This window comes from Cupriavidus sp. GW823-FHT06D04 (genome assembly GCF_058795055.1).
Window position 1 is genome coordinate 13,639 of record NZ_JBXAHL010000012.1, and the last position, 24,435, is coordinate 38,073.

Sequence of the window (24,435 nt, forward strand, 5' to 3'; positions counted from 1 at the left end):
CGATCATGGACCACCCCTTGCGCGACAGCCTTGCGCGCGAACTGCATGCCCGCCCCTTCCTGCGCATTGGCGGCTCCGCCTCGCTGACGCACTTCGCCATCTATGCGGACGGCGATACCGCGGTCCACCATGCCTTGCTGGCCTCCTTGTGCCGGCTGACCGGGCTGGAAGACCCGGCCGACGGCGTGACCCACTATTCAGGACGATGGGGCGATGACAAGCAGCTGAAGTGGGAGCGGCACACCGAGTTCTCCACCTTCACGTTCGTGGCGCGGCGTGGTGACGCGGACTACTTCTCCGACCTGGCCACCTCCCATATCCCGGCCGACTGGTTCGACAGCTTCGCCGGCAAACGCCTGGTGGCGCTGCGCATGGAACTGGTCTCGGGCGAGGCCGCAGCCCATGCCCGCGACAACGTGAGGCAATGGATCGACGGCCCCATCCTGGCGGGCAGCCACGTTCTGGGCGGCGGTGAGGTGTTCTGCGACTGGACCATCCCGCCCGACGGCTTTTCGCGCTTCCTGGTCATCGACAACGGCTTCCGCGAAGTCCAAGGCGGACGGCTGCTGCAGCGGTTGTATGAAATCGAGACCTACCGGATGATGGCGCTGCTGGCCTTGCCGGTGGCGCGTGACCTGGGCCGCAGCGTGGACAACCTGCAGCGCTCGCTCGCGCCGCTGATGCGCAGCATGGACACCAGCCAGGGCGGCCGCCACGATGCCGAGTTGCTGGAGCGGCTGACGCACCTGGCGGTCCGCATCGAGGCACTGGCGGAATCCGGCAACCGCTTCAGCGCGTCGCGCGCCTACGAGAAGCTGGTGCTGGCGCGCATCCAGGAATTGCGTGAAGAGCGCATCGAAGGCATACCGACCATCGCCGAATTCATGGAGCGCCGCTTCGCGCCTGCCATGGAGACGTGCAGGTCGGTCTGGGCGCGGCACGAGCAGTTTGCCGGCCGCGTGGCGCGCGCGCTCGACCTGCTGCGCACGCGCGTCAACCTCGCGCAGGAGCAGGACACCACGCGCCTGCTCGAAGGCATGGACCAGACCGCGCGCAGCCAGCTGCGGCTGCAGCACGCGGTCGAAGGCCTGTCGGTCGCGGCCATTTCCTACTACGTGCTGTCGCTGGCGGGTACGGGGCTCAAGGCGCTGCATGCGGTGCATCTCCCGCTGGACCCGGAACTGATCAAGGGTGTCCTGATCCTGCCAGTAGTGCTGCTGGTGCTGCGTGCAACTCGGCGCAGCAAGCATGCCGGGCAAAAAGCGGCCGCGCGGCAGCCGGCTGCGAATCAGGCTGCGTAGGGTCACGTCAGGGGCAGCCAGGCGGCTGTCCCGCCCTGCCCCGCCCCTGCCGCGGCTCGCCGCAGGAGACGCATCGGGCCAAGGTTCTCAATGGTTTGCATCTGCGCAGCATCCCGGACAAATAGCGAGCCGGCGAACGCCAGGGCATTGATCGATATGCCTTCCACGCACTCCCTGGTTCTCGGCACCAGCAGCAGCCCTGCGGACATGACCAGCAGGTTGTACGGCGCCGACTGGCGCAGGCCGCCCTCGACATCCACCGCCCGCACGCCAACCGCATCAAGCAGCGCGCGGTAGCGCTCGCACGCCGTGCGCGCCACCTCTTCGACGGGCGCCGCAAACAGATCCAGCGGCGCGAACGCATGCGCGAATGCCAGGCCGGGAACGACGCCGATGGCGCCGGCGATCCGCGCCGACGCCAGCAAGGGGCCGATCGGCAGCGCCGGGCCACCCTCGGCGAGCGGCAACGGCACGATCTGCAGATGTTTGTGGCCCTGGCTCGCTCCCGCGGCTGCCCCACCGTTGTAGAAGCCCAGGCTCGGGAATTCCGCCATGCAAGCCAGCAGCGCTTCAAAGTCAGCCACGACCAGCAGGCATTCCTGCGGCTCGAAGTGCCGGGTGACAATGAGCAGATGATGCTCGATGACATTGAACTTGTTGAGCAAGGCCACATGGGTGTCGGAGATATCCGCGACAAACAGATCCGGGTCATACGGCAGGAATGGATTGCCCCCGGCACTGCTCGTCCCGCGTGCCTTGTCCTTGCGCGCCAGGCTGGACACCTGGCGGACCAGGAACCGCACACCGCCGTCCTCAATTGCCGCCTGGGAGGTTTCGATCGGGCACAACGCCCCGCTCTGCAGGGCGTGCGCCGTCCGCTGCGTGATTGCCGGCCACAGCGTGCCGGGCTGAAGGTGTCGAGGGTGCATGATCCGCTTTCACTCCCCTTTCAGCATAGCCGTCTCACGCGCCGAAGCGGATCGGATCATACGGGCGGGCATCGACATACGGTTGCTCACCGTCCATCAGTTCGGCAAGCAGCCGGGCCGTGACGGGGCCGAGCGTGAAGCCCTGGTGGCCATGTCCAAAGTTGAACCAGAGGCCACGATGGCGCGGTGCCCTGCCGACGATCGGCCGCATGTCGGCGACACATGGCCGGGCGCCGAGCCAGGGCGTGTCTTCGACTGGCGCACCGAGGCGCACCAGCTCGCGGGCGTGGCGCTCGGCATTCTGCAGCTGGATGGGGGTCGGCGTGGCATCGTGGTGCGCGAACTCGGCCCCCGTGGTCAGGCGCAGGCCGCGCTGCATCGGCGCCAGCATATAGCCGTTCTCGACATCGAGCAGCGGCATGGACGGCATCGGCTCAGCGGCATAGTGGCGATGGTATCCCCGCTTGACGAATAGCGGGAAACGATAGCCAAGCGGTCTGGTCAGGGTCGTGGCCCACGGCCCAAGTGCAATCACGGCCTCGGCAGCTTTGACCGGGCCATCTTCCGTCTCCACGGTCCAGCCGCCTTCCGTCTGTTTCAGCGTTGCGGCATCACCGCGGCTAAAGATTCCGCCCTCCTTGCTGAACAGCGCCGCGTAGCGGCTTACCAGCTCGCCGGGATCAACGATGGTCCAGGGATCGCGCCAGTGAATGGCGCCGGCCACTGGCCCGCAATACGCTGGCTCGGTAGCGATCAGCCCGGCCTGGTCGAGAATCCGGCAATCGAGTCCGTGCCGCTGCGTGACTTCCGTCGCAGCGCGCGCCGCCTGGTCGAACGGCGCAGCGCTGCGATACGCCTGCAGCCATCCCGATCTGCGCACAAGTTCCTGTGCGCCGGCCAGCGCGATCAGCCGCTCGTGCTCAGTCAGGCAGTGCCGGATCAGGGCACTGTATGCCGTGACGGTGGCCGCGTACCGGTCAGGCGCCGATTCACGCCAGTAGCGCGCCAGCGCGGGCAGCAGGCTGGCGAGTGCCGCGGGGTGATAGTGGACATCGTTGCCCTGGCGGGTGATGACGCGAAGGACCGCCATCCACTCGCGCGGGAAGGCGTAGGGCTGCACCGCTTCGCGCTGGATGATGCCGGCGTTGCCATAGGATGTTTCCCTGCCGGGCGCCTGCCGGTCGACCAGTACGACCGCATGGCCGCGCTGGCGCAACGCCAGCGCCGTGCAGACGCCGACCATGCCCGCACCAAGTACCAGAATGTCTTTAGAAGCCATGGCAGATGCGGATCCTGGAGGGCAGGTTTGCGGTCCGGGTCATAGGGAGTCAGGCAATGGATGCTAATGCCCTGATTCTGCAATGCCGGCGCGTCCGGGCGGAATATCCGTCGCAATCAATTATTGGAATCCATGGTTGCCGATCCGGCAATCATGGGTCGCCTATGCGCGTGATGGCATCGGCCAGATGCTGCACGAAGGCGCGCCCCGCGGGCGGGAGGTTGCGCCGGGCCAGTGTCTGGATCTCGATATAGCGCTCGTTCATTTCCCGGTCGCGTAGCGGCACCGCGACAATGGACCCTTCCTTCAACCGCCGCCGGACCGAAAGCTCCCCATAGAAAGTGATGACACCGGCCCCCGCCGCAGCGAATCCGACCAGCGAGTCCAGGTGATTGCTGGAAAAAACGGTCTGGTAGCTGAGCCCCTGGCGGCTGCAACTGGTGTCCAGCAACTGCCGCAGTGAGCTGTCCTTGGGCGGCAGCGCGAGCGGATAGCCGATGACCTGCGACAGCGAGATCTGGCGCTGGCCCGCCAGCGGGTGGTCCGGCGCCATGACCGCGAGCACCGGGGCCGGGTGGCGCAGTTCCACCTCGATATCGAGTTCGGGGAGGCCGCTCAGCGTGACGCCGATATCCGCCTCGCCGTCGCGAATGCGCTTGGCAATGTCGCCTTGCGGGCACACGTCCAGGTCGAAGCGGATGCCATCGTATTTCTCCCGGAAACTGGCGGCCAGAGCCGGAAGGAAATCGTGCGCGATGCCCTCGACGCTTGCCAGGTGGACCTGCCCCACGCGCAAGCCACGCAGTGCCTGGATGTCACCCGTGACGCGATCGATCTCCTGCTGGGCGCGCTTGGCGTGCGCCGCCAGCATCTCCCCCGCCGCATTGGGTACCAGGCCGCGCGCGCGCCGGTCGAACAGCAATGTGTCCAGCTCGCTCTCCAGCTTGGCGATCTGCCGGCTGACCGCCGATGGCGCCACGTTCAGCTTGAGGGCGGCGTCCTTGACCGAGCCGGTGCGTACGACCTCAAGGAAGTAGCGGACGGCGGTTTCCTGCAGGATGCGATACGACATGGTCGGGGCGAAAGCGAAGCCAAGGTCAGATTCATTTTATGGATTGCCTTTTCGGCAATCAAGCTTTCGAAACATTGCGACGATGTCACGCCGGATTGATCGTACGATGAGATCACGCGGTGCCCCCACCTACTGCGCTGCGCGATACCTACCCTGCCGGAGCATCAACATGCGATCCCCCGCCCACCGCACCTTGTTCCTCCTCCTCACGGCCTGCAGCGTGGCTGCCGGAACCGCGCTGGCGCCCGCCCCTGCCACTGCACAGGGTGGCTATCCATCCAAGCCGATCCAGCTGGTCCTGCCGTTTCCGCCAGGCGGTGCCACAGACATCGTCGGCCGCACCATCGCCCGCAGACTCGGCGAGCGTCTTGGCCAGACCGTGGTGGTTGAGAACCGGCCCGGGGCCGGCACCATTGTCGCGGCGAGCTACGTGGCCAAAGCGGCACCGGACGGCTACACGCTGATGGCCACGTCCGGCACCACGTTCACGGTCAATCCGGCGGTCTATGCAAAGCTGCCCTACGACCCGCAGAAGAACTTCGAGCCCATCGGCATGATCGGGTCGACCGGCTTGATCCTTCTGGCAAACCGCGACGTGCCGGTGAACAACCTCAAGGAGTTTGTCGCCGCGGTCAAGGCAGACCCGGGCAAGTATTCCTACGGCTCATTCGGCGCCGGCACCACTGCCCACTTTGCCGGCGAAGAGCTGCTGAACCTCACCGGCACCAAACTGCTGCATGTGCCCTATAAGGGCAGCGCGCCGGCGATGACCGACCTGATGGGGGGCCAGATCCCCTTCAGCGTGGATACGGTGGCTGCGGCCATTCCACAGCTCAAGTCCGGCAAGATCAAGGCCATTGCGGTCACTACGGCGAAGCGCTCGTCGCTGCTGCCGAATGTGCCGACCGTCGCCGAAAGCGGCTATCCGGGCATGGACACCAGTACCTGGATCGCGCTGGTCGCGCCTCGCGGCCTGCCAGCGGAGGTCCGGGCCAGGCTGGAAAAGGCACTGGCAGACACCATCGCCGATCCGGCAACGCGCAGCCAGCTGGCGGAGAACGGCATCGAGCCCTTCTACGCGCCCGGCAAGCAGGTCGCGGCCATGATCGACAAGGAAATCCCGCAGATGCGTGCCATCGCGCAACGCGCCCATATCAAGCTTGACTGACAGCAAGGCCCCGGAGACACCTGTTCCATGACCACGCAAGACAGACTGACCTCGGCCTCGGCGGTCGAACTCCGACGACTGATCGGCTCCAGGGAAATCTCGCCGGTAGAACTGCTGGAGGCGTGCATCGCGCGCATCGAGACCTATAACCCGCTGATCAATGCCATCACGGCAACCTGCTTCGAGCGCGCCCGCAAGGAAGCGCGCGCCGCCGAACAGGCCATGCTGCGGGGCGAACCGCTCGGGCTGCTGCACGGGCTGCCGCTAGGGGTCAAGGACCTGGAGGCCACCGAGGGCCTGCTGACCACCTATGGCTCGCCGCTGTTCCGCAACCACGTGCCGACCGACGACAACGTGCTGGTGAAACGGCTGCGGGCGGCCGGTGCCATCGTGGTGGGCAAGACCAATATTCCCGAAATGGGCGCCGGCGCGAACTCGCGCAACGCGGTCTGGGGCGCGACCGGCAATCCTTTCAACCCGAACCTCAATGCGGGCGGCTCCTCCGGCGGCTCGGCCGCGGCGCTGGCCGCGGACTTCCTGCCGGTCTGCACCGGGTCGGACACCGGTGGCTCGCTGCGCATTCCCGCGGCCAAGTGCGGCGTGGTCGGATTCCGGCCCTCGCCGGGCATCGTCCCCAACTCGCGCAAACTGCTGGGCTGGACGCCGATCTCGGTGGTCGGGCCGATGGGACGCACCGTTGCCGATACCTGCCTGCAGCTGGCGGCTTCGGCCGGGGTGTCGGTGACCGATCCCTTGAGCTACGCGGTGGACGCCGCAGCGTACCTGTCGCCGGCACCGGTGGACCTGTCGAGCTTGCGGGTCGGCTGGACCGAAGACTTCGGCAGCTGCGCGGTCGACGACGGTGTCCGCCGCGTGTTCCGCGCCAGGATCGCAGAGATGCGCCACCTGTTCCGGCAATGCGACGAGGTCCGCTTCGAGCTTGGCGATGTGCACCGCTGCTTCGATGTCCTGCGCGCCGAGAGCTTTGTCGCCGGCTTGCATGACGCCTACCAGCGCGACCCCGCCTCTCTCGGCCCCAATACCCGCGCCAACTACGAGCTCGGCGCGAAGATGTCACTGGGCGACAGCGCATGGGCGCAGGCCGAGCAGAACCGTATCCTGCAGCGCTTCCAGGGGGCCTACCAGGAATACGACCTGATCCTGTCGCCAACCACGCCGGTGTCGCCCTTCGCATGGACCAGGCTGTTCGCGGACACCATCAATGGCGAAAAGCAGGAAAATTATTACCGCTGGCTGGCCTTGACCTATGTCGTGACACTGACCACGCACCCTGCCATTTCTCTGCCGTGCGGCACTGACGAGGCCGGCATGCCGTTCGGGCTGCAGGTGACCGGCCGCTTCCGGGGCGACCTGGAGACGCTGGGAGCGGCCCAGGCGATGGAAGCTGCGTTTGCCATGCTGCCAGCGTTGCGCCGCCCCGTTCCCGACCTCGCCGCCCTCAGGCCCGCCAACCCGTCGCTGCGCTCGATTGTCACCGCGCCGCCGGCCTCTGGCACAGCGCAGCAATCGGGCGGCGTTTCTGCGGTATAGGCAAAGGGGCTGAAGACACAGGAATGCGAGCGTCGCGGCCCCCGCATCAATCCTGCTCGCGCAAGAGCATCGCCACGTTACGCTCCGCGAGCGCAGCGATGGTGCGCGAAGGGTTCAGGCCGAGCGGGCGCGGGACGATCGCACCGTCCATGACATAGAGGCCCTTGTAGCCAAATACCCGGCCCCATGCATCGACGACTCCGTCCGCGGCGGAGGTTCCCATGTTGCAGCCTCCCAGCGGGTGCGGGGTGATCAGGTTGTGCCACCGTCGCCAGGTGAGCGGCACCCACGGATCCCCGCCGGTCGCTTCCGAGAGCTGCGTATGCGCTGCAATCATGGCCTCGATAATGGCCACCGATGCCTGATACGACCAGTCGAGCCGCAGCACCCGACGCCACGGCGCGTACCACCTGCGGCCCAGCTTCAGCTGGCCATCGCCAGGGTCCACGCCTTGCCCGAACCAGGGCATCATCCGCTCGACCGGATCGCCGTCGTCAAACAGTCCTCCGACCTCCTTCCACACGGCGCGCAGCTTGCGGGAACGCGTTCTCTTCATATGGCGTCGAATAAAGTTGCCTGCGAGGTTCGGGATGCCGCCGTCCTCGACGAAGAGCGCCTGTCCGTTCGGGCCGCCGTGGTCCAGCAGGTCGATCGCGGCGGAGATGGTCACGCCATGAGAAGGAGAGATCGTCCTGTTGCCATAGAAGGCTGGCGTCACGAAGTCGCCATTGTGGGCCCAGCCAAATCCCAACCTTGGTGAAAGAGCGGGCAGCGTGCGATGCTCATCCCGACAGCGCAGCAGTAGCTCGGTGCTGCCGATGGAGCCGGCGGCCAGTATCACCCTGGCGGCCGTGACTGTGCCAGGGCTCGTCGTTTCGTTTTCCGGGTCGATCTTCCTGAAGCAGACCCGCCAGCCCTGCTGCAGCGGCTCGATCCTGTCTACCAGGTGCAACGGGAGAATCTCGGCGCCATTGTCTTCAGCCACCGCCAGGTAATTCAGGTCCAGCGTATTCCTGGCCGATACCTGGCACCCCACGTCGCAGTTGCCGCAATGGACACAAGTGCCCTGCCACCTGCCGTGCTGGTTCAGGAATCTCTCCGAATGACGGTCATCGCGGGGGTCTTGCCGTGTGGGGTCCCAATGCTCGGAAAATGTCACCGCCAGCGGCAATTTGCGGAAGCGCCCGCCCCATCCGCAGGCTTCCGCGCCCTCGCGCAATAGCCGGGTTCGCTCGCTCAACTGGTTATCCGGCACTTCGCTCACTGCGAGCATGCGCCCGACCTCCTCGTAGTGGGCCTGCAGGCCGGCATAGGTCACCTCTTTCGGCCAGCCGTTCTCAAAGGCTTCCGGCCTGGCTTCCACGGAAACGTTGGCGTAGATCAGCGAGCCGCCGCCGACTCCGGCCCCGGCGATGACCCATACATCAGAGAATGTCCGGATATCGGCCCAGCCATTGAAGCGATTGGCGCGCTCCTGGTTCCACAGCCAGGGATCACTTTCGTCGCGCGGGTAAGTCGCGGGGCTCCAGCGCCGGCCGCGCTCCAGCACCAGCACTTTGCGGCCGGCCTGCGCGAGCCGGCACGCCGAGACCGCACCACCGAAGCCGCTGCCGATGACGACGACATCGTAGGCCAGGGCATGGCTCATCATGACGCTCCCTGTCGTTGGATGATGATTGGCTTCTCCTCAATCATCCGCACCGCCTCCGGCGGCGATACCTGGCCGTCTGCCGGCACGAAGCGGGGGCCGGCTGCGCCGGGCTGGGCGCGCACGCGCCAGGTGCTGTTAACCTTCGCCAGGCGCGCGACGCCCTCGCCCAGTTGCCAATGGCGGCAAACCTTCTCCAGCTTGAGCGGGTAGATTGTCAATTGCCCCCCCTCGAACCGCATCCGCAGGAAGCACTTGTAATCGGCGATGCGCTGGGAGGAGAACACCTCCTCGGGGTGCAGACGCCACAGGGCATTGCCCAACACCATCCAGACGCCAAACAGCAGGCCGCCGAGGGCGCCGCCCAGCAGCATGGCCTCGACCACGAACAGCAAGACGGGGGGCGCGTTGTCGGCGCCAAAGACATGGAAGTTGAGGCGCAAGACGAGCCATAGCAGCGCGACTGCCAGTGCCAGGTGCAGCAGCCCGTGCAACGCGCCGACAACGCACGCCAGCCGGACGCCGCGCCTGACATCCCTGGTCGACAGCGCAGCACAACTAAAGGTGATGGCCGCTGCGAACACCACCGACGCCGGACTGTGCGCCATGACCCGGAACAGTTGGTGGAACACCTCGCCGATATTCCCGAATGTCACTTCGAGGCCGGCCAGCCGGTCCACGAAGCCATGTTGATCGCGCCCGGGAACAGATACCAGGCTCGCGCTTTGAATGATCCAGTCGAACAGCAAGTACAGGATCGCCACCAGCGCACAGAACGAGAGGTTGCGCGCAGGCAGTTGCCACGCGCGATTGCGCAATTTCCGGGCGGTCGCCTTTTCCGGATACGCCGACTTCAGCTCGTAGAACTGTCTGGCCGGACCCACCACGATAGGCCTCGGTGGATCCGGCAGCAGGTGTGTGCCGTGAAGAAATGCGCCGCCGCCGCCGCAGGTGATGCGATGCGGTCCCGCCGTGCCCGCTCGCGGCACGTAGTGCGCGTAGTGGTGCGAGTTGCCGGCCAGCACCAGTGCGAGCCGATCGCCCAGCATCCCCTCGATCTCGCTCAGGCTCCGAAAGCGCGGGGTCTTGGTCTCGATCGAAGGCATGGCCCGCCGCTCGCCGCGGCGCACGCGCTCCATCTCGTCGATCCAGCTCGCCTCGGGCGCGCACAAGACCACGCGGTCACCGGGCTGCAGCGCCGTGCACAGCTTCTGGAAGTACTCGCGCTGCGGCCGGTCGATTTCCGACTCCAGTTGCAGGTCCAGGCCCCAGATCCACCAGCCGCCGGGCAACTGCAAGGCATAGTAGCCGGTGCGCTGGCGTGTCTCCCAGCCGCCCACGGGCTTGCCGCTGCAGAACAAGCGGGCGAAGCCACGCAAGCCATCGTACCAGTCGTGATTGCCAGGCGTGGCGACCATCCACGGCGCGTCCGGCGGCAACTTGATCGTCTGGTCGCTGTACACGGGGTGAACAGCCTCGACTGGCGCAGGGAACGCCGCCCGGAAAGGATCGACGAAGCGCGTCCGATAGCCATCATGAGCAGGCGTCGGATACACCTGGTCGCCGCCCAGCAACAGCACCTTTGCCCGCGGCAGCGTCACACCTTGCTCGCGCAGCGTCACCGCGTGACTGACGCACAAGGCCATGGAGTAGGTCGAGTTCCAACCGTCGCCGGTGTCGGCCAGATAGTCGACCCAGACACCGCCGTGCTCGTCAGCGGGCACCGGGAGCGGTGGATTCGGATTCAGTGTGGTGAGTGCCGCCTGCACCATGCGCTGGTCGGCAAAGGCGCCGATTGCCATCGCCACGGCGACGCGCATGGCGGTGAACGGCAGCTGTAGCGGGCTCAGCCAGTTCACCATTGTTCTTTGGGTGTAGAGTTCCACGCGCCCGGTCGCAGCAGATGCGGAAGGGATCGCCGCGGAGCCGGCAGCATCGGTCGCCGCTTGCGAACCACCCGGATATAGCGACGCTGGTGCTGACCCGGAATGTTCCACCATCATCCCCTTAACATCCCCACCGCTTCCGCAATCGCCCGCCTGATCCGCGGGTACGTGCCGCACCGGCAGATCACGCAGCTCATCTGGTCGGCGATCTCCGTCTCCTTCGGATTCCGTGTGCGCTTGAGCAGCGCGCTCGCCGCCATCAGTTGCGCGCTCTGGCAGTAGCCACACTGCACCACCTCGTGCTTCAGCCAGGCCGCCCGCAGGGCGCTCGCCTCGGGGCCGTCGAGTCCTTCGATGGTGACGATCTTCTTCCCTTCCATCTCGCTCGCGTGGTGCTGGCACGACAGCAGCATCTTGCCGTTGACATGCACCGCGCAGGCGCCGCACACCCCCACGCCGCAGCCGAACTTGGTGCCCGTCAGCTTGAGCTCGCAGCGCAGCACCCACAACAGCGGCGTGCAGCCGTCCGAGCGGATTTCGACGCTCTTACCGTTGACACTGATCTGATTGTCGGGCATCGCAGGCTCCGGAAGGCGGTAGGGTCTTCAGCAGCGGCAGGTCGCGCAAGCGCTCGCCGGTCGCATGGAACAAGGCGTTCGCCACCGCCGGCGCGATCGGCGGCGTGGTGGACTCGCCCACGCCCTGTGGCGAGCGCATCGAAGGCATCACGTGCACCTGGATGTCCGGGCAGTCTCGCAGGCGCATGGCCGGAAAGGCGGTGTAGTAGTCCTCCTGCACCTTACCTGCCTTCAGCGTGATCTTCTGCCACAGCGCCGCCGACAGCCCGAACACGATGCCGCCCTCGACCTGCTGCTCGATCAGGGTCGGGTTGACCGGCATGCCGCAATCGATGGCGCAGTAAACGCGATCCACGCGGACCTGCCCCGCGTTGTCCACCGACACCTCGGCGACCTGCGCCACCACGCTGCCGAACGACTCGTGCAGGGCCACGCCGCGCCCCACCTTCACCACACCAGGCTGCTTGCGCAGGGGCTGGCCCCAGCCCGACATCTTTCTTGCCTGCTCCAGCACCGCGCGCTGGCGCTCATCCCTGAGCAGGCTCATGCGGTAGTCGAGCGGGTCCACCCCGACCGCCACCGCCAGCTCGTCGACGAAGCTCTCCATGAAGAAGGCATGGTGCGAGTGCCCCACCGAGCGCCAGTAGCCCACGGGGATGGCGAGGTCCACCGTCTGGTGGCCGACCCACACGTCCGGCCAGTCATAAGCCTGGTCGAAGGCGCCTTCCACCGTGGACTTGTCCAGCCGCGACACGAAGATGTCGGGCAGGCCAAAGTTGCGCTTCGCGACGCCCTCCAGCACTGACTGGCTGGCCGAGATATTGCGCACGGCAATGACCTTGCGGTTCCCGTCGAGCCAGGCCTCGAAGCGCGACACGCTGGCCGGACGGTAGAAGTCATGCCGCATGTCCTCGGGGCGAGACCAGATCGTCTGCACCGGCACGCCCTTGCGCTGCGCGGCGATGGCGGCCGCCTGGCAGATGAAATCGACTTCGAGCCGGCGCCCGAAGGCGCCGCCGATGGATTGCTGGCGCAGTTCGACCTTGTCCGTGTCCAGCCTGAGCGTCTTCGCCACGCAGCGGCGAGCCAGTCCGGGCATCTGCGTGGCGGCCCACACGATGGCGCGGTCCTCCTGGACCAGTACCGTGCAGTTGACCGGCTCCAGCGCGGCGTGAGCGAGATAAGGCGCCGAGTACAAGACCTGAATGGCGGGCTTGCCCTGCTTCATGGCGCGCCCATTGCCATGCTCGTACCAGACGCGCGGGTTGGAGGCGTCAAGCGCCTTCACCAGCGTATCGCGGATGCCGTCGCTCGACAGGGTCCGCGCCCCGCCCTCGTCCCACTTGCACTGGACCTTCTCCACCGCCTGCATGGCGATCCACGCATCGCTGGCGATCACCGCCACGCCGCCGCTGCCGCCCTGGAGCGGAGGCAGCGCGACCACGTCGAGCACGCCGGGCAACTTCTTGACGTCGTCGGGCGGGGATCCCTGCAGCGTGCCGCCCAGGGTCGGACACATCTGCACGCTGGCGTAGACCATCGCGTCCGCCACCACGTCGATACCGAAACTGGCCGTGCCATGGAGCTTGGCAGCGGCATCAAGGCGCGCCGCGCGGGTGCCGATGAGCCTGTAGCTGGCCGGATCCTTCAGTTCGACCTGGCGCGGCAAAGGCTCACGCGCAGCTGCCGCGGCCAGTTCGCCGAAGGTGGCACTGCGCCCCGACGGATGCACCACCTTGCCGGCCTGCGCGCGGCACGCCTCCGCCTTGACGTCCCACTGCTTCGCCGCTGCCGCGCACAGCATCATGCGCGCAGCGGCGCCGGCCTCGCGCATCGGCGTCCACAGGTCTCTGATGCTGGTAGAGCCGCCGGTGAACATCAGGCCCACCTCGCGCACGCCCTTGCGCGTGAACCATTCGGCGGCGCGCCTGGGCCACCCCTTATCGTCCGGACGGAATGGCAGGTTGGCGACCACGCCCTCGATGTTGTTGTACAGGTTGTCGACAGGCGACGGCTCGACGCGGATCTGCGACCAGTCGGCCTCCATCTCCTCGGCCAGCAGCATCGCCGCGCCGGTATGCACGCCCTGCCCCATCTCGGCCTTGTTCATGACAACCGTGACGGTGTTGTCGGACGCCACCTTGACCCAGCCGTTCAGCGCGACCTGCCCGTCGCGCACGGCCAGCGGCTCGCCGCCCGCCAGGCGCTGGCGCGGCGGCAGCCAGGCCCATCCGATCACCAGCGCACCGGCAGCGCCCGCACCGCCGAGCAGGAAGGCTCTGCGCGTCAACATGGCAAGACTGGCGGATCGATCATCATAGAAAGGCCCCGTGCCGCCGATGGCATGGCCTATATTAGGTCGGGAAGTGCCGCAGCGCGAATGCGAACACGTGGTTGGCGCTATCGCGCAACACTTGCCCCGCTTCCCTGGGCGCCATCGCGGGTCCGGCACCAGGATTGGCTGTGCAACGCAGGCCACCGACCGTTCGTGCCGATGCTCGCGCGACGGCGCAGGCTGGCCGCCCGGCCAGCGCGTCAGCTTGGTCCGACGGCTGCCGCAGACGTATCGGCGCGCTTGCCGGTCGGCTCGTGCCAGCCGCCGCCCAGGGCCTTGTACAGGTTGACTTCGCTGGTCAGCTGCTCGAGCCGTGCCTGGATCAGCAGTTGCTGCGCGTTGTAAAGCGAGCGCTGCGCGTCCAGCACGGCAAGGTAGCTGTCGACACCGGTGCGGTAGCGCCGGTCGGCCAGACCATAGGCGTCCTGGGCGGCTTCCACGAAGCGGATCTGGGCCTGGAGCTGGCTGGTGTAGGTGCCGCGTGCCGCCAGCCCGTCGGCGACCTCGCGGAAGGCGGTCTGCACCGTACGCTCGTACTGGGCGACGTTGACGTCCTTCTGGATGGTGGCGAAGTCCAGGCTGGCCCGCAGGCTGCCGGCGGTAAACAGCGGCAGGTTGATCCGCGGCTGGAACAGCCACGTGCCGGAGCCTGCCGCGAACAGGCCCGAAAGCTGGCTGCTGGCGGTGCCCGCCGATGCGGTCAGGCTGATACTGGGGAAGAACGCCGCACGCGCGGCGCCGATGTCGGCGTTGGCGGAGCGCAGCCGGTGCTCGGCCGCGAGCACGTCGGGACGGTTCTGCAGCAGGTCTGAGGGCAGTCCGGCCGGCACATCGGCAAACAGCTTCTGCTCCAGCGGCAGGCCTTCCGGCAGGTCCGCGGGCGGGGACGTGCCGAGCAGCAGCACCAGGGCATTCTGGTCCTGGGCAACCAGCCGGGTATAGCGCGCAAGGCTCGCGCGGGCGGTTTCCACGGCGGTCTGCGCCTGGCGCAGGTCCAGCCGGGAAGCGATCCCTTCCTCGTAGCTGCGCCGGGTCAGGCCATAGCTGCGCTCGTAATTGGCCAGCGTTTCACGGGTGAGCTGCAGCAGGGCTTCATCGGCGCGCTGGGTCAGGTAGGCGCTGGCAACGCTCGCCACCAGCGAGATCTGGGCGCTGCGGCGCGCTTCGTCGCTGGCGAAATATTGCTCGAGCGCGGCTTCGCTGAGGCTGCGCAGGCGGCCGAACAGGTCGATCTCCCATGCCGTGGTGCCTATCGACACGCCGTACTGGCTGCCGATCGTCCGCTGTCCGGTGGGAGACAGGTCGGCGGGAATGCGCTGGCGCGTGCCCTGTGCGGCCGCGCCGACGGCGGGAAACAGGTCGGCGCGCTGGATGCGGTACTGTGCACCGAACGCCTCCACGTTGAGGGCGGCCACGCGCAGGTCACGGTTGTTCTGCAGCGCCAGTTCGATGAAACGGCGCAGGCGCGGATCAGCGAAGAAATCGTGCCAGCCCAGCTCGACCGCGGGCACCTGGCCGGCATCGGCTGCGGCATCGGCAGGCAGGTAGGCCGGGCCCTGCGGGTAGGCTGCCTCCACCGGCGAGTCCGGCCGCTCGAATTTGGGGATCAGGCTGCAGCCGGCCAGCATGGCCATGGCGGCAGCGCAGAGCAAGGTCTTCTTCATTCAAGCGCCTCTTCTTCCAGGGAGGCCACATGCGGCCCCGGCGGCTCCGGCCTGCGCTTGCGCCCGAACATGGAGGTGACGACGACGAAAAACAGCGGCACCCAGAAGATCGCCAGTACCGTGGCAGTGATCATGCCGCCGATCACGCCGGTGCCGATGGCGTGCTGGCTGCCGGCCCCGGCGCCGGTCGACACGGCCAGCGGAAACACGCCGAGCATGAAGGCCAGCGAGGTCATCACGATGGGGCGCAGGCGCATGCGGCACGCCTCCACGGTGGCCTCGACCAGGCCCCTGCCCTGTTCGTACTGGCTCCTGGCGAATTCCACGATCAGGATGGCGTTCTTGGCGGACAGGCCGATTGTGGTCAAGAGGCCCACCTGGAAGAACACGTCATTGGACAAGCCACGCCCCAGCGTGGCCAGCAGTGCGCCGATCACGCCGAGCGGCACCACCAGCATCACCGAGAACGGGATCGACCAGCTCTCGTACAGCGCGGCCAGGCACAGGAACACCACCAGCAGCGAGAGCGCATAGAGCGCCGGCGCCTGCGAGCCCGACAGCCGTTCCTCATAGGACAGGCCGGTCCAGGCATAGCCTACGCCCGGCGGCATCTGCTTCATGATCTCCTCGATCGCCGCCATGGCCTCGCCGGAGCTGCGCCCGGGCGCGGGCTCCCCCAGCAGTTCCACCGCCGCCACGCCGTTGTAGCGCTGGAGCTTGGGCGAGCCATAGGCCCACTTGCCGTCGGCAAAGGCGGAGAACGGCACCATCTCGCCCTTGTCGTTGCGCACGAACCACTTGTCGATATCGTCCGGATTCATCCGGGAATCCGGGCGGCCCTGCACGTAGACGCGCTTGACCCGGCCGCGGTCGATAAAGTCGTTGACGTAGCTGGAACCCCACGCGATCGACACCGTGCTGTTGATGTCTGCCAGCGAAACGCGAAGCGCGCGCGCTTTTTCATCGTCGATCACCAGCTGGTACTGCGGCTGGTCATTCAGGCCATTGGGACGCACGCGCTGCAGCACCGGGCTTTGCGAGGCCAGCGCCAGGAACTTGTCACGCGCGTTCATCAGCGCCACGTGACCAATGCCGGCCTGGTCCTGCAGGTAGAGGTCAAAGCCGATGGCATTGCCCAGTTCCTGCACCGCGGGCGGGGCGAACGCGAACGACATCGAATCGCGGAAGGTCATGAACTTGCGCTGCGCGCGCGCGGCCAGGTCAAACACGCTGGTGCTGTCCCCGCTGCGCTGCTCCCATGGCTTGAGCAGGATGAAGGCCAGGCCCGAGTTCTGGCCGCGACCGGCAAAGTTGAAGCCGTTGACGGTGAACAGGGAGCTCACCACGCCGCCCTCCTCCTTCAGCATGTACTCTCGCATCTGGTCGAGTACCTTCTGCGTGCGCTCGGCCGTGGCGCCGGCCGGCGTCTGCACCTGGGCGTACAGCACGCCCTGGTCTTCCTCCGGCAGGAACGATGTGGGGATGCGCGTGAACAGGAAGCCCATCACCACTAGGATGGCCACGTAAATCAGCAGGAAAGGCAGGCGGCGCTTCAGGATGCCCGACACGCTGCGCTCGTAGCTTTGGACGGTCGAGTTGAATTTGCGGTTGAACCAGCCGAAGAAGCCGCCCTTGTTCTCTCCATGGTCGCCCTTTTCGATGGGCTGGAGCATGGTCGCGCACAGGGCCGGCGTCAGTATCAGTGCGACCAGCACGGACAGCACCATGGACGAGACAATGGTGATGGAGAACTGCCGGTAGATCACGCCGGTCGAGCCACCGAAGAACGCCATCGGCAGGAACACCGCCGAGAGCACCATGGCAATGCCCACCAGCGCGCCCTGGATCTGGCCCATGGAGCGCCTTGCGGCCTCCCTGGGCGGCAGGCCGTCCTCCGCCATCACGCGTTCGACGTTCTCCACCACGACGATGGCGTCATCCACCAGCAGCCCGATGGCCAGCACCATGCCGAACATGGTCAGCGTGTTGATGGTGTAGCCGAACGCCGCCAGCACGCCGAAGGTGCCCAGCAGCACCACCGGCACGGCGATGGTGGGGATCAGCGTGGCGCGGACGTTCTGCAGGAACAGGTACATCACCAGGAACACCAGCACGATGGCTTCCATCAGCGTCTTCACCACTTCATGGATGGAGCCCGCGATCACCGGCGAGGTGTCATACGGGAACACCACCTTCATCCCGGGCGGGAAGAAAGGCTCCAGCCCGTCCAGCGTCTTGCGGATGGCGCGCACGGTCTCCAGCGCGTTGGCCCCCGCGGCCAGCCGCACGGCAATGCCCGAGGCGGCCTGGCCGTTGTATTGCGCGTTGATGTTGTAGTCCTGCCCACCCAGGCCCACCTCTGCCACGTCCTTCAGGCGCACCTGGGAGCCGTCGGGGTTGACCTTGAGCAGGATGTTGCCGAACTGCTCGCCGGTCTGCAGCCGGGTCTTGCCGATCACGCTGGCATTGAGTTGCTGGCCCCGCACCGCCGGCAGGCCGCCCAGCTGGCCGGAGGCCACCTGGACGTTCTGCGCCCTAATGGCAGTGCTCACATCCAGCGGCGTGAGCTGGTAGCTGTTGAGCCGGGCCGGGTCGATCCATACCCGCATCGCATACTGCGCGCCGAACACCTGGAAGTCGCCCACGCCGTAGGTGCGCGAAAGCGGGTCCTGGAGATTCGAGACGATGTAGTTCGACAGGTCTTCCCGCGTGACCTTGGGGTCAGTGGAAATCAGGCCCACGATGACCAGGAAGTTGCGCACCGACTTGGTCACGCGGATGCCTTGCTGCTGCACTTCCTGCGGCAGCAGGGGCTGCGCCAGTGCCAGCTTGTTCTGCACCTGCACCTGGGCAATATCCGGATTGGTGCCCTGCTCGAAGGTCACCGTGATCGTCATGCTGCCGTCGGCATTGCTTTCCGAGGAGATGTAGCGCAGGCGGTCCAGGCCGTTGAGCTGCTGCTCGATCACCTGCACCACGGTGTCCTGCACCGTCTCGGCCGAGGCGCCGGGGTAGTTGACCGAGATCGCGATGGTGGGCGGCGCGATGGCCGGATATTGGCTGATGGGCAGCGCGCGGATCGACAGCACGCCGGCCAGCATGATGACCAGGGCGATCACCCACGCGAAGATGGGCCGATCGATAAAGAAGTTGGACATGGCTACTCCCTTGCCCTGGCAGCGCGCTCAGGGCTTGGCCGCGGACGGGGCCGACGCGGCGGCCACCGGGGCGCCCGCGCCGCTCCCGGCCTGGGCGACGCGCACTTTCGCGCCTGGCCGCACGAACTGCAGGCCCTCAACGATGACGCGGTCGCCGGCTCCGAGGCCCTCGGAAACCAGCCACTTGTCGCCAACGGCGCGGTCGGTGCGGATCTGGCGCAGTTCCACCTCGTCCCTGGCATTGACCACCAGCGCCGTGGCCTGGCCCTTGAGGTCGCGCGTCACACCCTGCTGGGGCACGAGCAGGGCATTGGTCTTCACGCCTTCACGCAGGCGGGCATGGACGAACATGCCCGGCAACAGGTCATGGCGCGGGTTGGGAAACACCGCGCGCAGCGTCACCGAGCCGGTGCCCTGGTCCACGGCCACTTCGGAGAACTCCAGGCGGCCGGTTTCGGGATAGCGGGTACCGTCTTCCAGCACCAGGCTGACCTGGGCCGCGTTGGTGCCGGCACTTTGCAGCGCACCATTGGCCAGTTCGCGCCGCAGCCGCAGCAGGGAGGCAGAGGGCTGGGTCACGTCGACGTAGATCGGGTCGAGCTGCTGCACCACCGACAGCGCGGTAGCCTGGCCGTTGGTGACCAGCGCACCTTCCGTCACATTCGAGCGCCCGATGCGCCCGGAAATCGGCGACAGCACCCTGGTATAGCGCAGGTTGATCTCGGCACGGTCCACCGCCGCCTGCGCCTGCAGCCAAGCGGCCCTGGCCTCGTCGTACTGCTGCTTGCTGACGGCCTCGTCACCGACCAGGCGCCCGTACCGCTCTGCCAGCAGGCGGGTGGATTCCAGCGTCGCCCTGGCGCTCTTGTAGGTGGCCTCGTAGGTGGACGGGTCGATCTGGTAGAGCTGCTGCCCCTGCGTGACGTCGCTGCCCTCCTTGAACAGGCGGCGCAGGATGATGCCGTCCACCTGCGGCCTGACTTCGGCAATGCGGAACGCCGTGGTGCGCCCCGGCAGCTCGGTATCCAGCGTCAGCGGCTCGGTCTTGAGCGTGACCACGCTCACTTGCGGTGGCGGCGGGGCGGCGGCCTCTTTCTTGCTTCCGCATCCGGCAAGCATTGACATGGCGATGGCCAGCGTGACCGAAACCCAGGCGCTGCAGCCGCGTGATCGTTGCATTGCGATTTCCTGCGTAAGAATCAAGGCCGAGTCAAAACGTCACCGGCAAGTCGGTTGACCTGTGCCAGAGCGGAACAGCGGGATGAAGCAAGGGCCATGCCCGCCGTTGCGCCAGCGCCAATTGCAGAAGACGTAGCCGAGAAAGTCTATCCCGACTCGAAGAAATGGTTCGGCCGATTATCGGCTACCCATATTTCAAGAACTTACATCGCGATCCGGCGTGAGCCGCGCAACACGGGAAAGCGCAGGCACAAGGCGCTCCGCGATCACGGCACACCCGGCGCCCGGGCTATTGCGGAAACAGCGACATCTGCCCAGCCAGCAGCGTCTCGAAATCGTCGTCCAGGAACGGCAGGATCGCGTCGGCGATCGGCTGCAACTGCTTGTTGACGTAGTGGTCATAGTCGACCGGCGCCGACCGGGTCTCAAGCGGCTCCGGCCCTGAAACGGTCATCACATAACTGATCCAGCCGCCATGCTGATACTGGCGCGGACGTCCCTGGCGCTCGTTATAGGCATCGGCAATACGGGCGGCGCGGACGTGCGGCGGCACGTTGCGCTGGTAGTCATCGAGCTTGCGGCGCAGCCGCTTGCGATAGACCAGTTGCTCGTCGAGCTCGCCGGCCAGGGTGCGGCGCACGATGTCCCGCACATAATCCGCGTACGGCTCGCGGTTGAAGATCTTTTCGTATAGGGTCTGCTGGAAACGCTGGGCGAGCGGCGACCAGTCTGTACGGACCGTCTCAAGCCCCTTGAAGACCATCTCGACCTTCCCGTCGGGCCGTTCCACCTGGCCGGCATAGCGCTTCTTGCTGCCAAGGTCCGTGCCGCGGATGGTCGGCATCAGGAAACGCCGGAAGTGCGTTTCGAACTGGAGTTCCAGCGCGCTTTCCAGTCCATAGGTCTGCCCGAGGTGATCGCGCCACCAGTCGTTGACGTAGGCGACCAGGCTGCGGCCGATCTGGTTGGCATCGGCTTCCGTTCGCGCGCGGCGCAGCCAGACGAATGTGGAATCCGTGTCGCCATAGATCACCTCATAGCCGCGGGCCTCGATCAGCGCGCGGGTCTGTCGCATGATCTCGTGCCCGCGCATGGTGATCGACGACGCCAGCCGCGCATCGAAGAACCGGCAGCCGCTGGACCCGAGCACGCCGTAGAACGCGTTCATGATGATCTTGAGCGCCTGCGAGAGCGGCTTGTTCCGGTCACGCTTGGCGGCCTCGCGGCCTTGCCAGACCCTGGCGACGATCGCCGGCAGGCAGTGCTTCGTCCGGGAAAACCGCGCACCGCGGAAGCCAGGCACCGAATCGGCATCGTCCGGATGCGCCAGGCCTTCGACCAGGCCGATCGGGTCGATCAGGAAGGTGCGGATGATCGACGGGTAGAGGCTCTTGTAGTCCAGCACAAGCACCGATTCGTAGAGCCCCGGCCGCGAGTCCATGACGAAGCCGCCGGGGCTGGCCTCGGGCGCCTTCTCGCCGAGGTTGGGCGCGACATACCCCTGGCGGTGCATCAGCGGCATGTAGAGATGCGTGAAAGCGGCGACCGAGCCGCCGTTCCGGTCGGCCGGCAGGCCCGTGACCGTGGCGCGCTCCAGCAGGAACGGCAACAGCTCCGTGTTTTCGAAGATCCGCGTCACCAGCTCGCAATCGCGCAGGTTGTAGCGGGCCAGCGCCGGCTTGTCCTGCTCGAACATGCGGTCGATGGCGTCCATGCGGTCGTACGGGTTGTCGACCGCCTTGCCCTCGCCGAGCAGTGTCTGCGCCACCGACTCCAGGCTGAACGACGGGAAGCTCCACGTGGCGGAACGCAGCGCCTCGATGCCGTCGATGATCAACCGGCCCGGTGCGCTGGCGAAATAGTGCTGCTGGGCGTTGTGCTCGCGCCATTCCATCTCGGCACCGCCGCGGCCGAGGCGCAGCGGGATCTGGAACTTGCGCGCATGCTCTTGCAGCACGCGCAGGTCGAACTGGACCAGATTCCAGCCGATGATCGCGTCGGGATCGTGATCGGCCAGCCACTGGTTCAGCTGCTCCAGCAACTCGGGCCGTGTGGCGCAGTATGCGAGCGAGAAACCGACGTCGGCGGGCATCTGCGGCGCCGCGCCCAGCATGTAGACCTGGCGCTGACCGCAGCCTTCGAGCGCAATCGAATAGAGTTCGCCGAACGCGTTGGTCTCGATATCGAGCGAGACCAGGCGCAGCTTGGGCCGGTAGTCCACCGACGGCTTCATCTGGGCATTGCGCAGCGCGCCGCCGGCATCCGGCTCGCCGTCGAACCAGACCGGAGCGGTGATGAAACGCTCCATCAGGTAGCGCTCGGGCGGACGGATATCGGCTTCGTAGACATCCACGCCGGCGTCGCGCAATGAACGGCTGAGCTGGATCAGTTGCCGATGCTGGCGGCAGTACAGGCCCAGTACGGGCCGGCGCTGGAAATCCTGGAGCCTGAGCGGGCGCAGCTCGACATCGCGCTCGCGGCACAGCAGCGCCTCGGCACGCTCACGCTGCGACTCGGGGATAAACGCGACTGACGGCTGACAGGACAGGCGCAGGCGGCGCGGACCATCATCGGTCGCCAGCCAGAATTCGACTTCGGTGCCGGCCGGCGTATCGCGCCAGTGTCGGGTCAGGATGAAACCCTGCTGAAGTGCCACGTTAGGTACTTTGGGAAACGGCTACCGGTCAGGATTCTAGCGGATGGGGCCGGATGCGTGAGCCGCGTAAGCCACCCCGAGGCATCTTCGGCTCATGCAAAGCGGTCGTGCAGGATAGAGGCGGTCAATTCGCGCTTCTTCCAGTACATGTGGTGGATGCGCTGCTGCAATTTGCCCAGCACCATGGGGTCGAGGCTGCCATAGGTCAACAGCACGGCAGGCTGCGAGCCATCGCCTTCCTCGTGTTCGAGGTTGTCGAACGGGGGAAACCCATACTTTTCCAGGAAGGCCGCGATTTCCTCGTCCGAGGTGCCAGGTTCGATGTTGCCTAGCAGCAAACGACTCATGATGGTCTCTCCCGGTCGATGGAAAAGCGGCCCTGCCCCAGCCCTCATTGCGGTCTGGCACTGAGACCCGCTACCTCAATTCTAGGATGGGCTTCTGCCCTGCCGTGCCGCCTCGATCGTGGCGATATCGATCTTTTTCATCGTCATCATGGCGTCAAATGCGCGCTTGGCCGCCGCGCGGTCAGGGTCGGTGATCGCCGCGCTGAGCGCGCGCGGGGTGATCTGCCATGACAGTCCCCACCGGTCCTTGCACCAGCCGCATTCGCTTTCCTGGCCGCCATTGCCGACGATCGCATTCCACAAGCGGTCGGTTTCGGCCTGGTCGTCCGTCGCAATCTGAAAAGAGAAGGCTTCGTTGTGCTTGAAATGCGGGCCGCCGTTCAGCCCGAGGCAGGGAATGCCGGCGACGGTGAACTCGACCGTCAGGACATCGCCCTGCTTGCCGTCGGGATAGTCGCCCGGCGCGCGGTGGACGGCGCTGACAGCGCTGTCGGGAAATGTTTCAGCGTAGAAGTTTGCGGCATCAAGGGCGTCGTGGTCGTACCATAAGCAGATTGTGTTCTTGCTTTGCATTTTCGTGTCTCCTGGAAAGTCGAGCACCGGGAATCCGCGACCGGGACTCCAATGTCTCATATTCCGATGGCGGGCGCAGGCTGCGCAAAGGGTGGACTGAGGAGCCGCCAGCGGCCTCTGTCACATGGACTTGAAGGCGGCTCGCATGCAGGCGACAAAGTCATTGACGTGCGTGTCGCGTGGCGCCAGTTTCGCGCGCAGCATGTAGCTCCTGAACGGGATTTCCGGCTTGAACGGGATTGCCACGACGCCCGGGAACTTCATCGTCCGGCTGACGATGGGATTCACCAGGCTTACCCCCAGACCTTCGCTGACCATCCTGCAGATTGTCGCCGCGAAGGGGGTTTCAAGCGCCATGATCCGGGCCCCGTCGCTGAAGGCGGCATCGATTGCGCGCCTTGACATGCTGCCGCTGGGCAGGGAAATGAAGCGCTCGCCGGTCAGATCCTGCGGAACGAGCCGCTTCTTCCTCGCCAGCGGGTGTCGTGCCGGCACGACACAAACCGCGCTTTCGGTGTGTATGACGGACGCGACGACCCCCGGCTTATCGGCAATGTTGGAGACGAAGCCGATGTCGCAGTGCTGGGTGGCGATCCAGTTGGCGATGACGTGGGACTCACTGGTATCGAGAACAATGCGGACCAGGGGGTACTTTTCGCTGAACATCCGGACCGCCAGCGGGAGCACGCTCAGCGATATCGACGCGGCAGCCGCCACACGCAGCGTTCCGACGCCGGCGTCGCGGATGGCCCGCGCCGATTCGCCCAGGCTGTCCAGCCCTACGAAGGCGCGCTCCACTTCCTTGAACAGCGCCTCGGCCCCTTTGGTCGCCACGACACGTCCGGGCAGCCGGTCGAACAGCTCGAAGCCGAGCTCCGCCTCGAGCTTGCCGATGACCCGGCTCACGTTTGGCTGGGACGTGTGCAACTGCTGCGCGGCAACTGTCATGGAGCCGGTCAGCATGACGGCCCGGAAGGTCTCGATCTGTTTGAAGTTCATGCCCGCAATGGTACAGCCCTTCCTTCGTGTCCATATCAAAAATGCATGCCGACGGCAAAATCTGTCATTTGACCGGTATGCCATCGGCCTCCGATACTCAATTCACCACAGA

The 24,435-nt window shown here is 66.3% G+C and carries 17 protein-coding genes; 3 read left to right on the top strand and 14 right to left on the bottom strand.

Annotated elements, in window-relative coordinates; genetic code table 11:
* Positions 1 to 5 precede the first annotated feature (5 nt).
* Positions 6 to 1,301 carry a DUF3422 family protein gene (locus AC1Q7H_RS16785; RefSeq protein ID WP_228772494.1) on the top strand — a complete coding sequence of 432 codons (1,296 nt, stop codon included), beginning with the start codon at positions 6 to 8 and terminating at the stop codon, positions 1,299 to 1,301.
* Between the two features lie 2 nt (positions 1,302 to 1,303).
* Here the strand turns inward: AC1Q7H_RS16785 and AC1Q7H_RS16790 are convergent, their stop codons facing one another.
* From AC1Q7H_RS16790 to AC1Q7H_RS16800, 3 genes are all read right to left on the bottom strand, one after another.
* A complete protein-coding gene (locus tag AC1Q7H_RS16790; RefSeq protein WP_153954785.1) occupies positions 1,304 to 2,230 on the bottom strand; it encodes an ATP adenylyltransferase family protein in 927 nt (308 codons plus the stop codon).
* A gap of 34 nt (positions 2,231 to 2,264) precedes the next feature.
* A complete protein-coding gene (locus tag AC1Q7H_RS16795) occupies positions 2,265 to 3,509 on the bottom strand; it encodes an NAD(P)/FAD-dependent oxidoreductase (protein ID WP_153954786.1) in 1,245 nt (414 codons plus the stop codon).
* Between the two features lie 151 nt (positions 3,510 to 3,660).
* A complete protein-coding gene (locus AC1Q7H_RS16800) occupies positions 3,661 to 4,581 on the bottom strand; it encodes a LysR family transcriptional regulator (RefSeq protein ID WP_153954787.1) in 921 nt (306 codons plus the stop codon).
* 169 nt (positions 4,582 to 4,750) lie between these two features.
* Between AC1Q7H_RS16800 and AC1Q7H_RS16805 the strand changes: the two genes are divergently transcribed.
* Entirely contained in the window at positions 4,751 to 5,749 is a 999-nt protein-coding gene (locus tag AC1Q7H_RS16805; protein ID WP_153954788.1) for a Bug family tripartite tricarboxylate transporter substrate binding protein, read from the top strand.
* Between the two features lie 27 nt (positions 5,750 to 5,776).
* Positions 5,777 to 7,300, top strand: a complete 1,524-nt coding sequence (locus tag AC1Q7H_RS16810; RefSeq protein WP_153954789.1) for an amidase — start codon at positions 5,777 to 5,779, stop codon at positions 7,298 to 7,300.
* A 46-nt stretch (positions 7,301 to 7,346) separates the two neighbouring features.
* On the opposite strand, the gene AC1Q7H_RS16815 is transcribed toward AC1Q7H_RS16810, so the two are convergent.
* The 11 genes from AC1Q7H_RS16815 to AC1Q7H_RS16865 all read right to left on the bottom strand — a co-directional run bounded on the left by AC1Q7H_RS16815 (position 7,347) and on the right by AC1Q7H_RS16865 (position 24,323).
* Positions 7,347 to 8,951 (bottom strand): GMC oxidoreductase, encoded by a 1,605-nt coding sequence (locus AC1Q7H_RS16815; protein WP_153954790.1) that lies wholly within the window; start codon positions 8,949 to 8,951, stop codon positions 7,347 to 7,349.
* Positions 8,948 to 10,834 (bottom strand): preprotein translocase subunit YajC, encoded by a 1,887-nt coding sequence (locus AC1Q7H_RS16820; RefSeq protein WP_492381486.1) that lies wholly within the window; start codon positions 10,832 to 10,834, stop codon positions 8,948 to 8,950. Before AC1Q7H_RS16820 ends, AC1Q7H_RS16815 begins: the two co-directional genes overlap by 4 nt.
* Positions 10,835 to 10,947: 113 nt before the next feature.
* Positions 10,948 to 11,412, bottom strand: a complete 465-nt coding sequence (locus tag AC1Q7H_RS16825; RefSeq protein ID WP_013956652.1) for a (2Fe-2S)-binding protein — start codon at positions 11,410 to 11,412, stop codon at positions 10,948 to 10,950.
* Positions 11,381 to 13,705 (bottom strand): xanthine dehydrogenase family protein molybdopterin-binding subunit, encoded by a 2,325-nt coding sequence (locus AC1Q7H_RS16830; RefSeq protein WP_492381487.1) that lies wholly within the window; start codon positions 13,703 to 13,705, stop codon positions 11,381 to 11,383. The genes AC1Q7H_RS16825 and AC1Q7H_RS16830 overlap by 32 nt, the downstream gene beginning before the upstream one ends.
* A 242-nt stretch (positions 13,706 to 13,947) precedes the next feature.
* Positions 13,948 to 15,411: an AdeC/AdeK/OprM family multidrug efflux complex outer membrane factor gene (locus tag AC1Q7H_RS16835; protein WP_013956650.1), complete on the bottom strand. Its 1,464-nt coding sequence runs from the start codon at positions 15,409 to 15,411 to the stop codon at positions 13,948 to 13,950.
* The gene (locus AC1Q7H_RS16840; protein WP_013956649.1) at positions 15,408 to 18,569 is read right to left on the bottom strand and encodes an efflux RND transporter permease subunit; all 3,162 of its coding nucleotides are present in this window, start codon (positions 18,567 to 18,569) and stop codon (positions 15,408 to 15,410) included. The genes AC1Q7H_RS16835 and AC1Q7H_RS16840 overlap by 4 nt, the downstream gene beginning before the upstream one ends.
* A 27-nt stretch (positions 18,570 to 18,596) precedes the next feature.
* Entirely contained in the window at positions 18,597 to 19,748 is a 1,152-nt protein-coding gene (locus AC1Q7H_RS16845; protein WP_013956648.1) for an efflux RND transporter periplasmic adaptor subunit, read from the bottom strand.
* 289 nt (positions 19,749 to 20,037) lie between these two features.
* Positions 20,038 to 22,404, bottom strand: coding sequence for a DNA polymerase II (locus AC1Q7H_RS16850; protein ID WP_492378364.1), 2,367 nt, complete (start codon positions 22,402 to 22,404; stop codon positions 20,038 to 20,040).
* Between the two features lie 92 nt (positions 22,405 to 22,496).
* Positions 22,497 to 22,751: a hypothetical protein gene (locus AC1Q7H_RS16855; protein ID WP_013956646.1), complete on the bottom strand. Its 255-nt coding sequence runs from the start codon at positions 22,749 to 22,751 to the stop codon at positions 22,497 to 22,499.
* 81 nt (positions 22,752 to 22,832) lie between these two features.
* Positions 22,833 to 23,324, bottom strand: a complete 492-nt coding sequence (locus tag AC1Q7H_RS16860; protein WP_013956645.1) for a VOC family protein — start codon at positions 23,322 to 23,324, stop codon at positions 22,833 to 22,835.
* Between the two features lie 120 nt (positions 23,325 to 23,444).
* Positions 23,445 to 24,323, bottom strand: coding sequence for a LysR substrate-binding domain-containing protein (locus tag AC1Q7H_RS16865; protein WP_013956644.1), 879 nt, complete (start codon positions 24,321 to 24,323; stop codon positions 23,445 to 23,447).
* Positions 24,324 to 24,435: the final 112 nt, after the last annotated feature.

What these genes read in the sequence shown, in the direction of transcription:
- AC1Q7H_RS16785 (WP_228772494.1), top strand. Translation starts at nt 6, where the DNA reads ATGGACCACCCCTTGCGCGACAGCCTTGCGCGCGAACTGCATGCCCGC.
- AC1Q7H_RS16790 (WP_153954785.1), bottom strand. Translation starts at nt 2,230, where the DNA reads ATGCACCCTCGACACCTTCAGCCCGGCACGCTGTGGCCGGCAATCACG.
- AC1Q7H_RS16795 (WP_153954786.1), bottom strand. Translation starts at nt 3,509, where the DNA reads ATGGCTTCTAAAGACATTCTGGTACTTGGTGCGGGCATGGTCGGCGTC.
- AC1Q7H_RS16800 (WP_153954787.1), bottom strand. Translation starts at nt 4,581, where the DNA reads ATGTCGTATCGCATCCTGCAGGAAACCGCCGTCCGCTACTTCCTTGAG.
- AC1Q7H_RS16805 (WP_153954788.1), top strand. Translation starts at nt 4,751, where the DNA reads ATGCGATCCCCCGCCCACCGCACCTTGTTCCTCCTCCTCACGGCCTGC.
- AC1Q7H_RS16810 (WP_153954789.1), top strand. Translation starts at nt 5,777, where the DNA reads ATGACCACGCAAGACAGACTGACCTCGGCCTCGGCGGTCGAACTCCGA.
- AC1Q7H_RS16815 (WP_153954790.1), bottom strand. Translation starts at nt 8,951, where the DNA reads ATGATGAGCCATGCCCTGGCCTACGATGTCGTCGTCATCGGCAGCGGC.
- AC1Q7H_RS16825 (WP_013956652.1), bottom strand. Translation starts at nt 11,412, where the DNA reads ATGCCCGACAATCAGATCAGTGTCAACGGTAAGAGCGTCGAAATCCGC.
- AC1Q7H_RS16830 (WP_492381487.1), bottom strand. Translation starts at nt 13,705, where the DNA reads ATGTTGACGCGCAGAGCCTTCCTGCTCGGCGGTGCGGGCGCTGCCGGT.
- AC1Q7H_RS16835 (WP_013956650.1), bottom strand. Translation starts at nt 15,411, where the DNA reads ATGAAGAAGACCTTGCTCTGCGCTGCCGCCATGGCCATGCTGGCCGGC.
- AC1Q7H_RS16840 (WP_013956649.1), bottom strand. Translation starts at nt 18,569, where the DNA reads ATGTCCAACTTCTTTATCGATCGGCCCATCTTCGCGTGGGTGATCGCC.
- AC1Q7H_RS16845 (WP_013956648.1), bottom strand. Translation starts at nt 19,748, where the DNA reads ATGCAACGATCACGCGGCTGCAGCGCCTGGGTTTCGGTCACGCTGGCC.
- AC1Q7H_RS16855 (WP_013956646.1), bottom strand. Translation starts at nt 22,751, where the DNA reads ATGAGTCGTTTGCTGCTAGGCAACATCGAACCTGGCACCTCGGACGAG.
- AC1Q7H_RS16860 (WP_013956645.1), bottom strand. Translation starts at nt 23,324, where the DNA reads ATGCAAAGCAAGAACACAATCTGCTTATGGTACGACCACGACGCCCTT.
- AC1Q7H_RS16865 (WP_013956644.1), bottom strand. Translation starts at nt 24,323, where the DNA reads ATGAACTTCAAACAGATCGAGACCTTCCGGGCCGTCATGCTGACCGGC.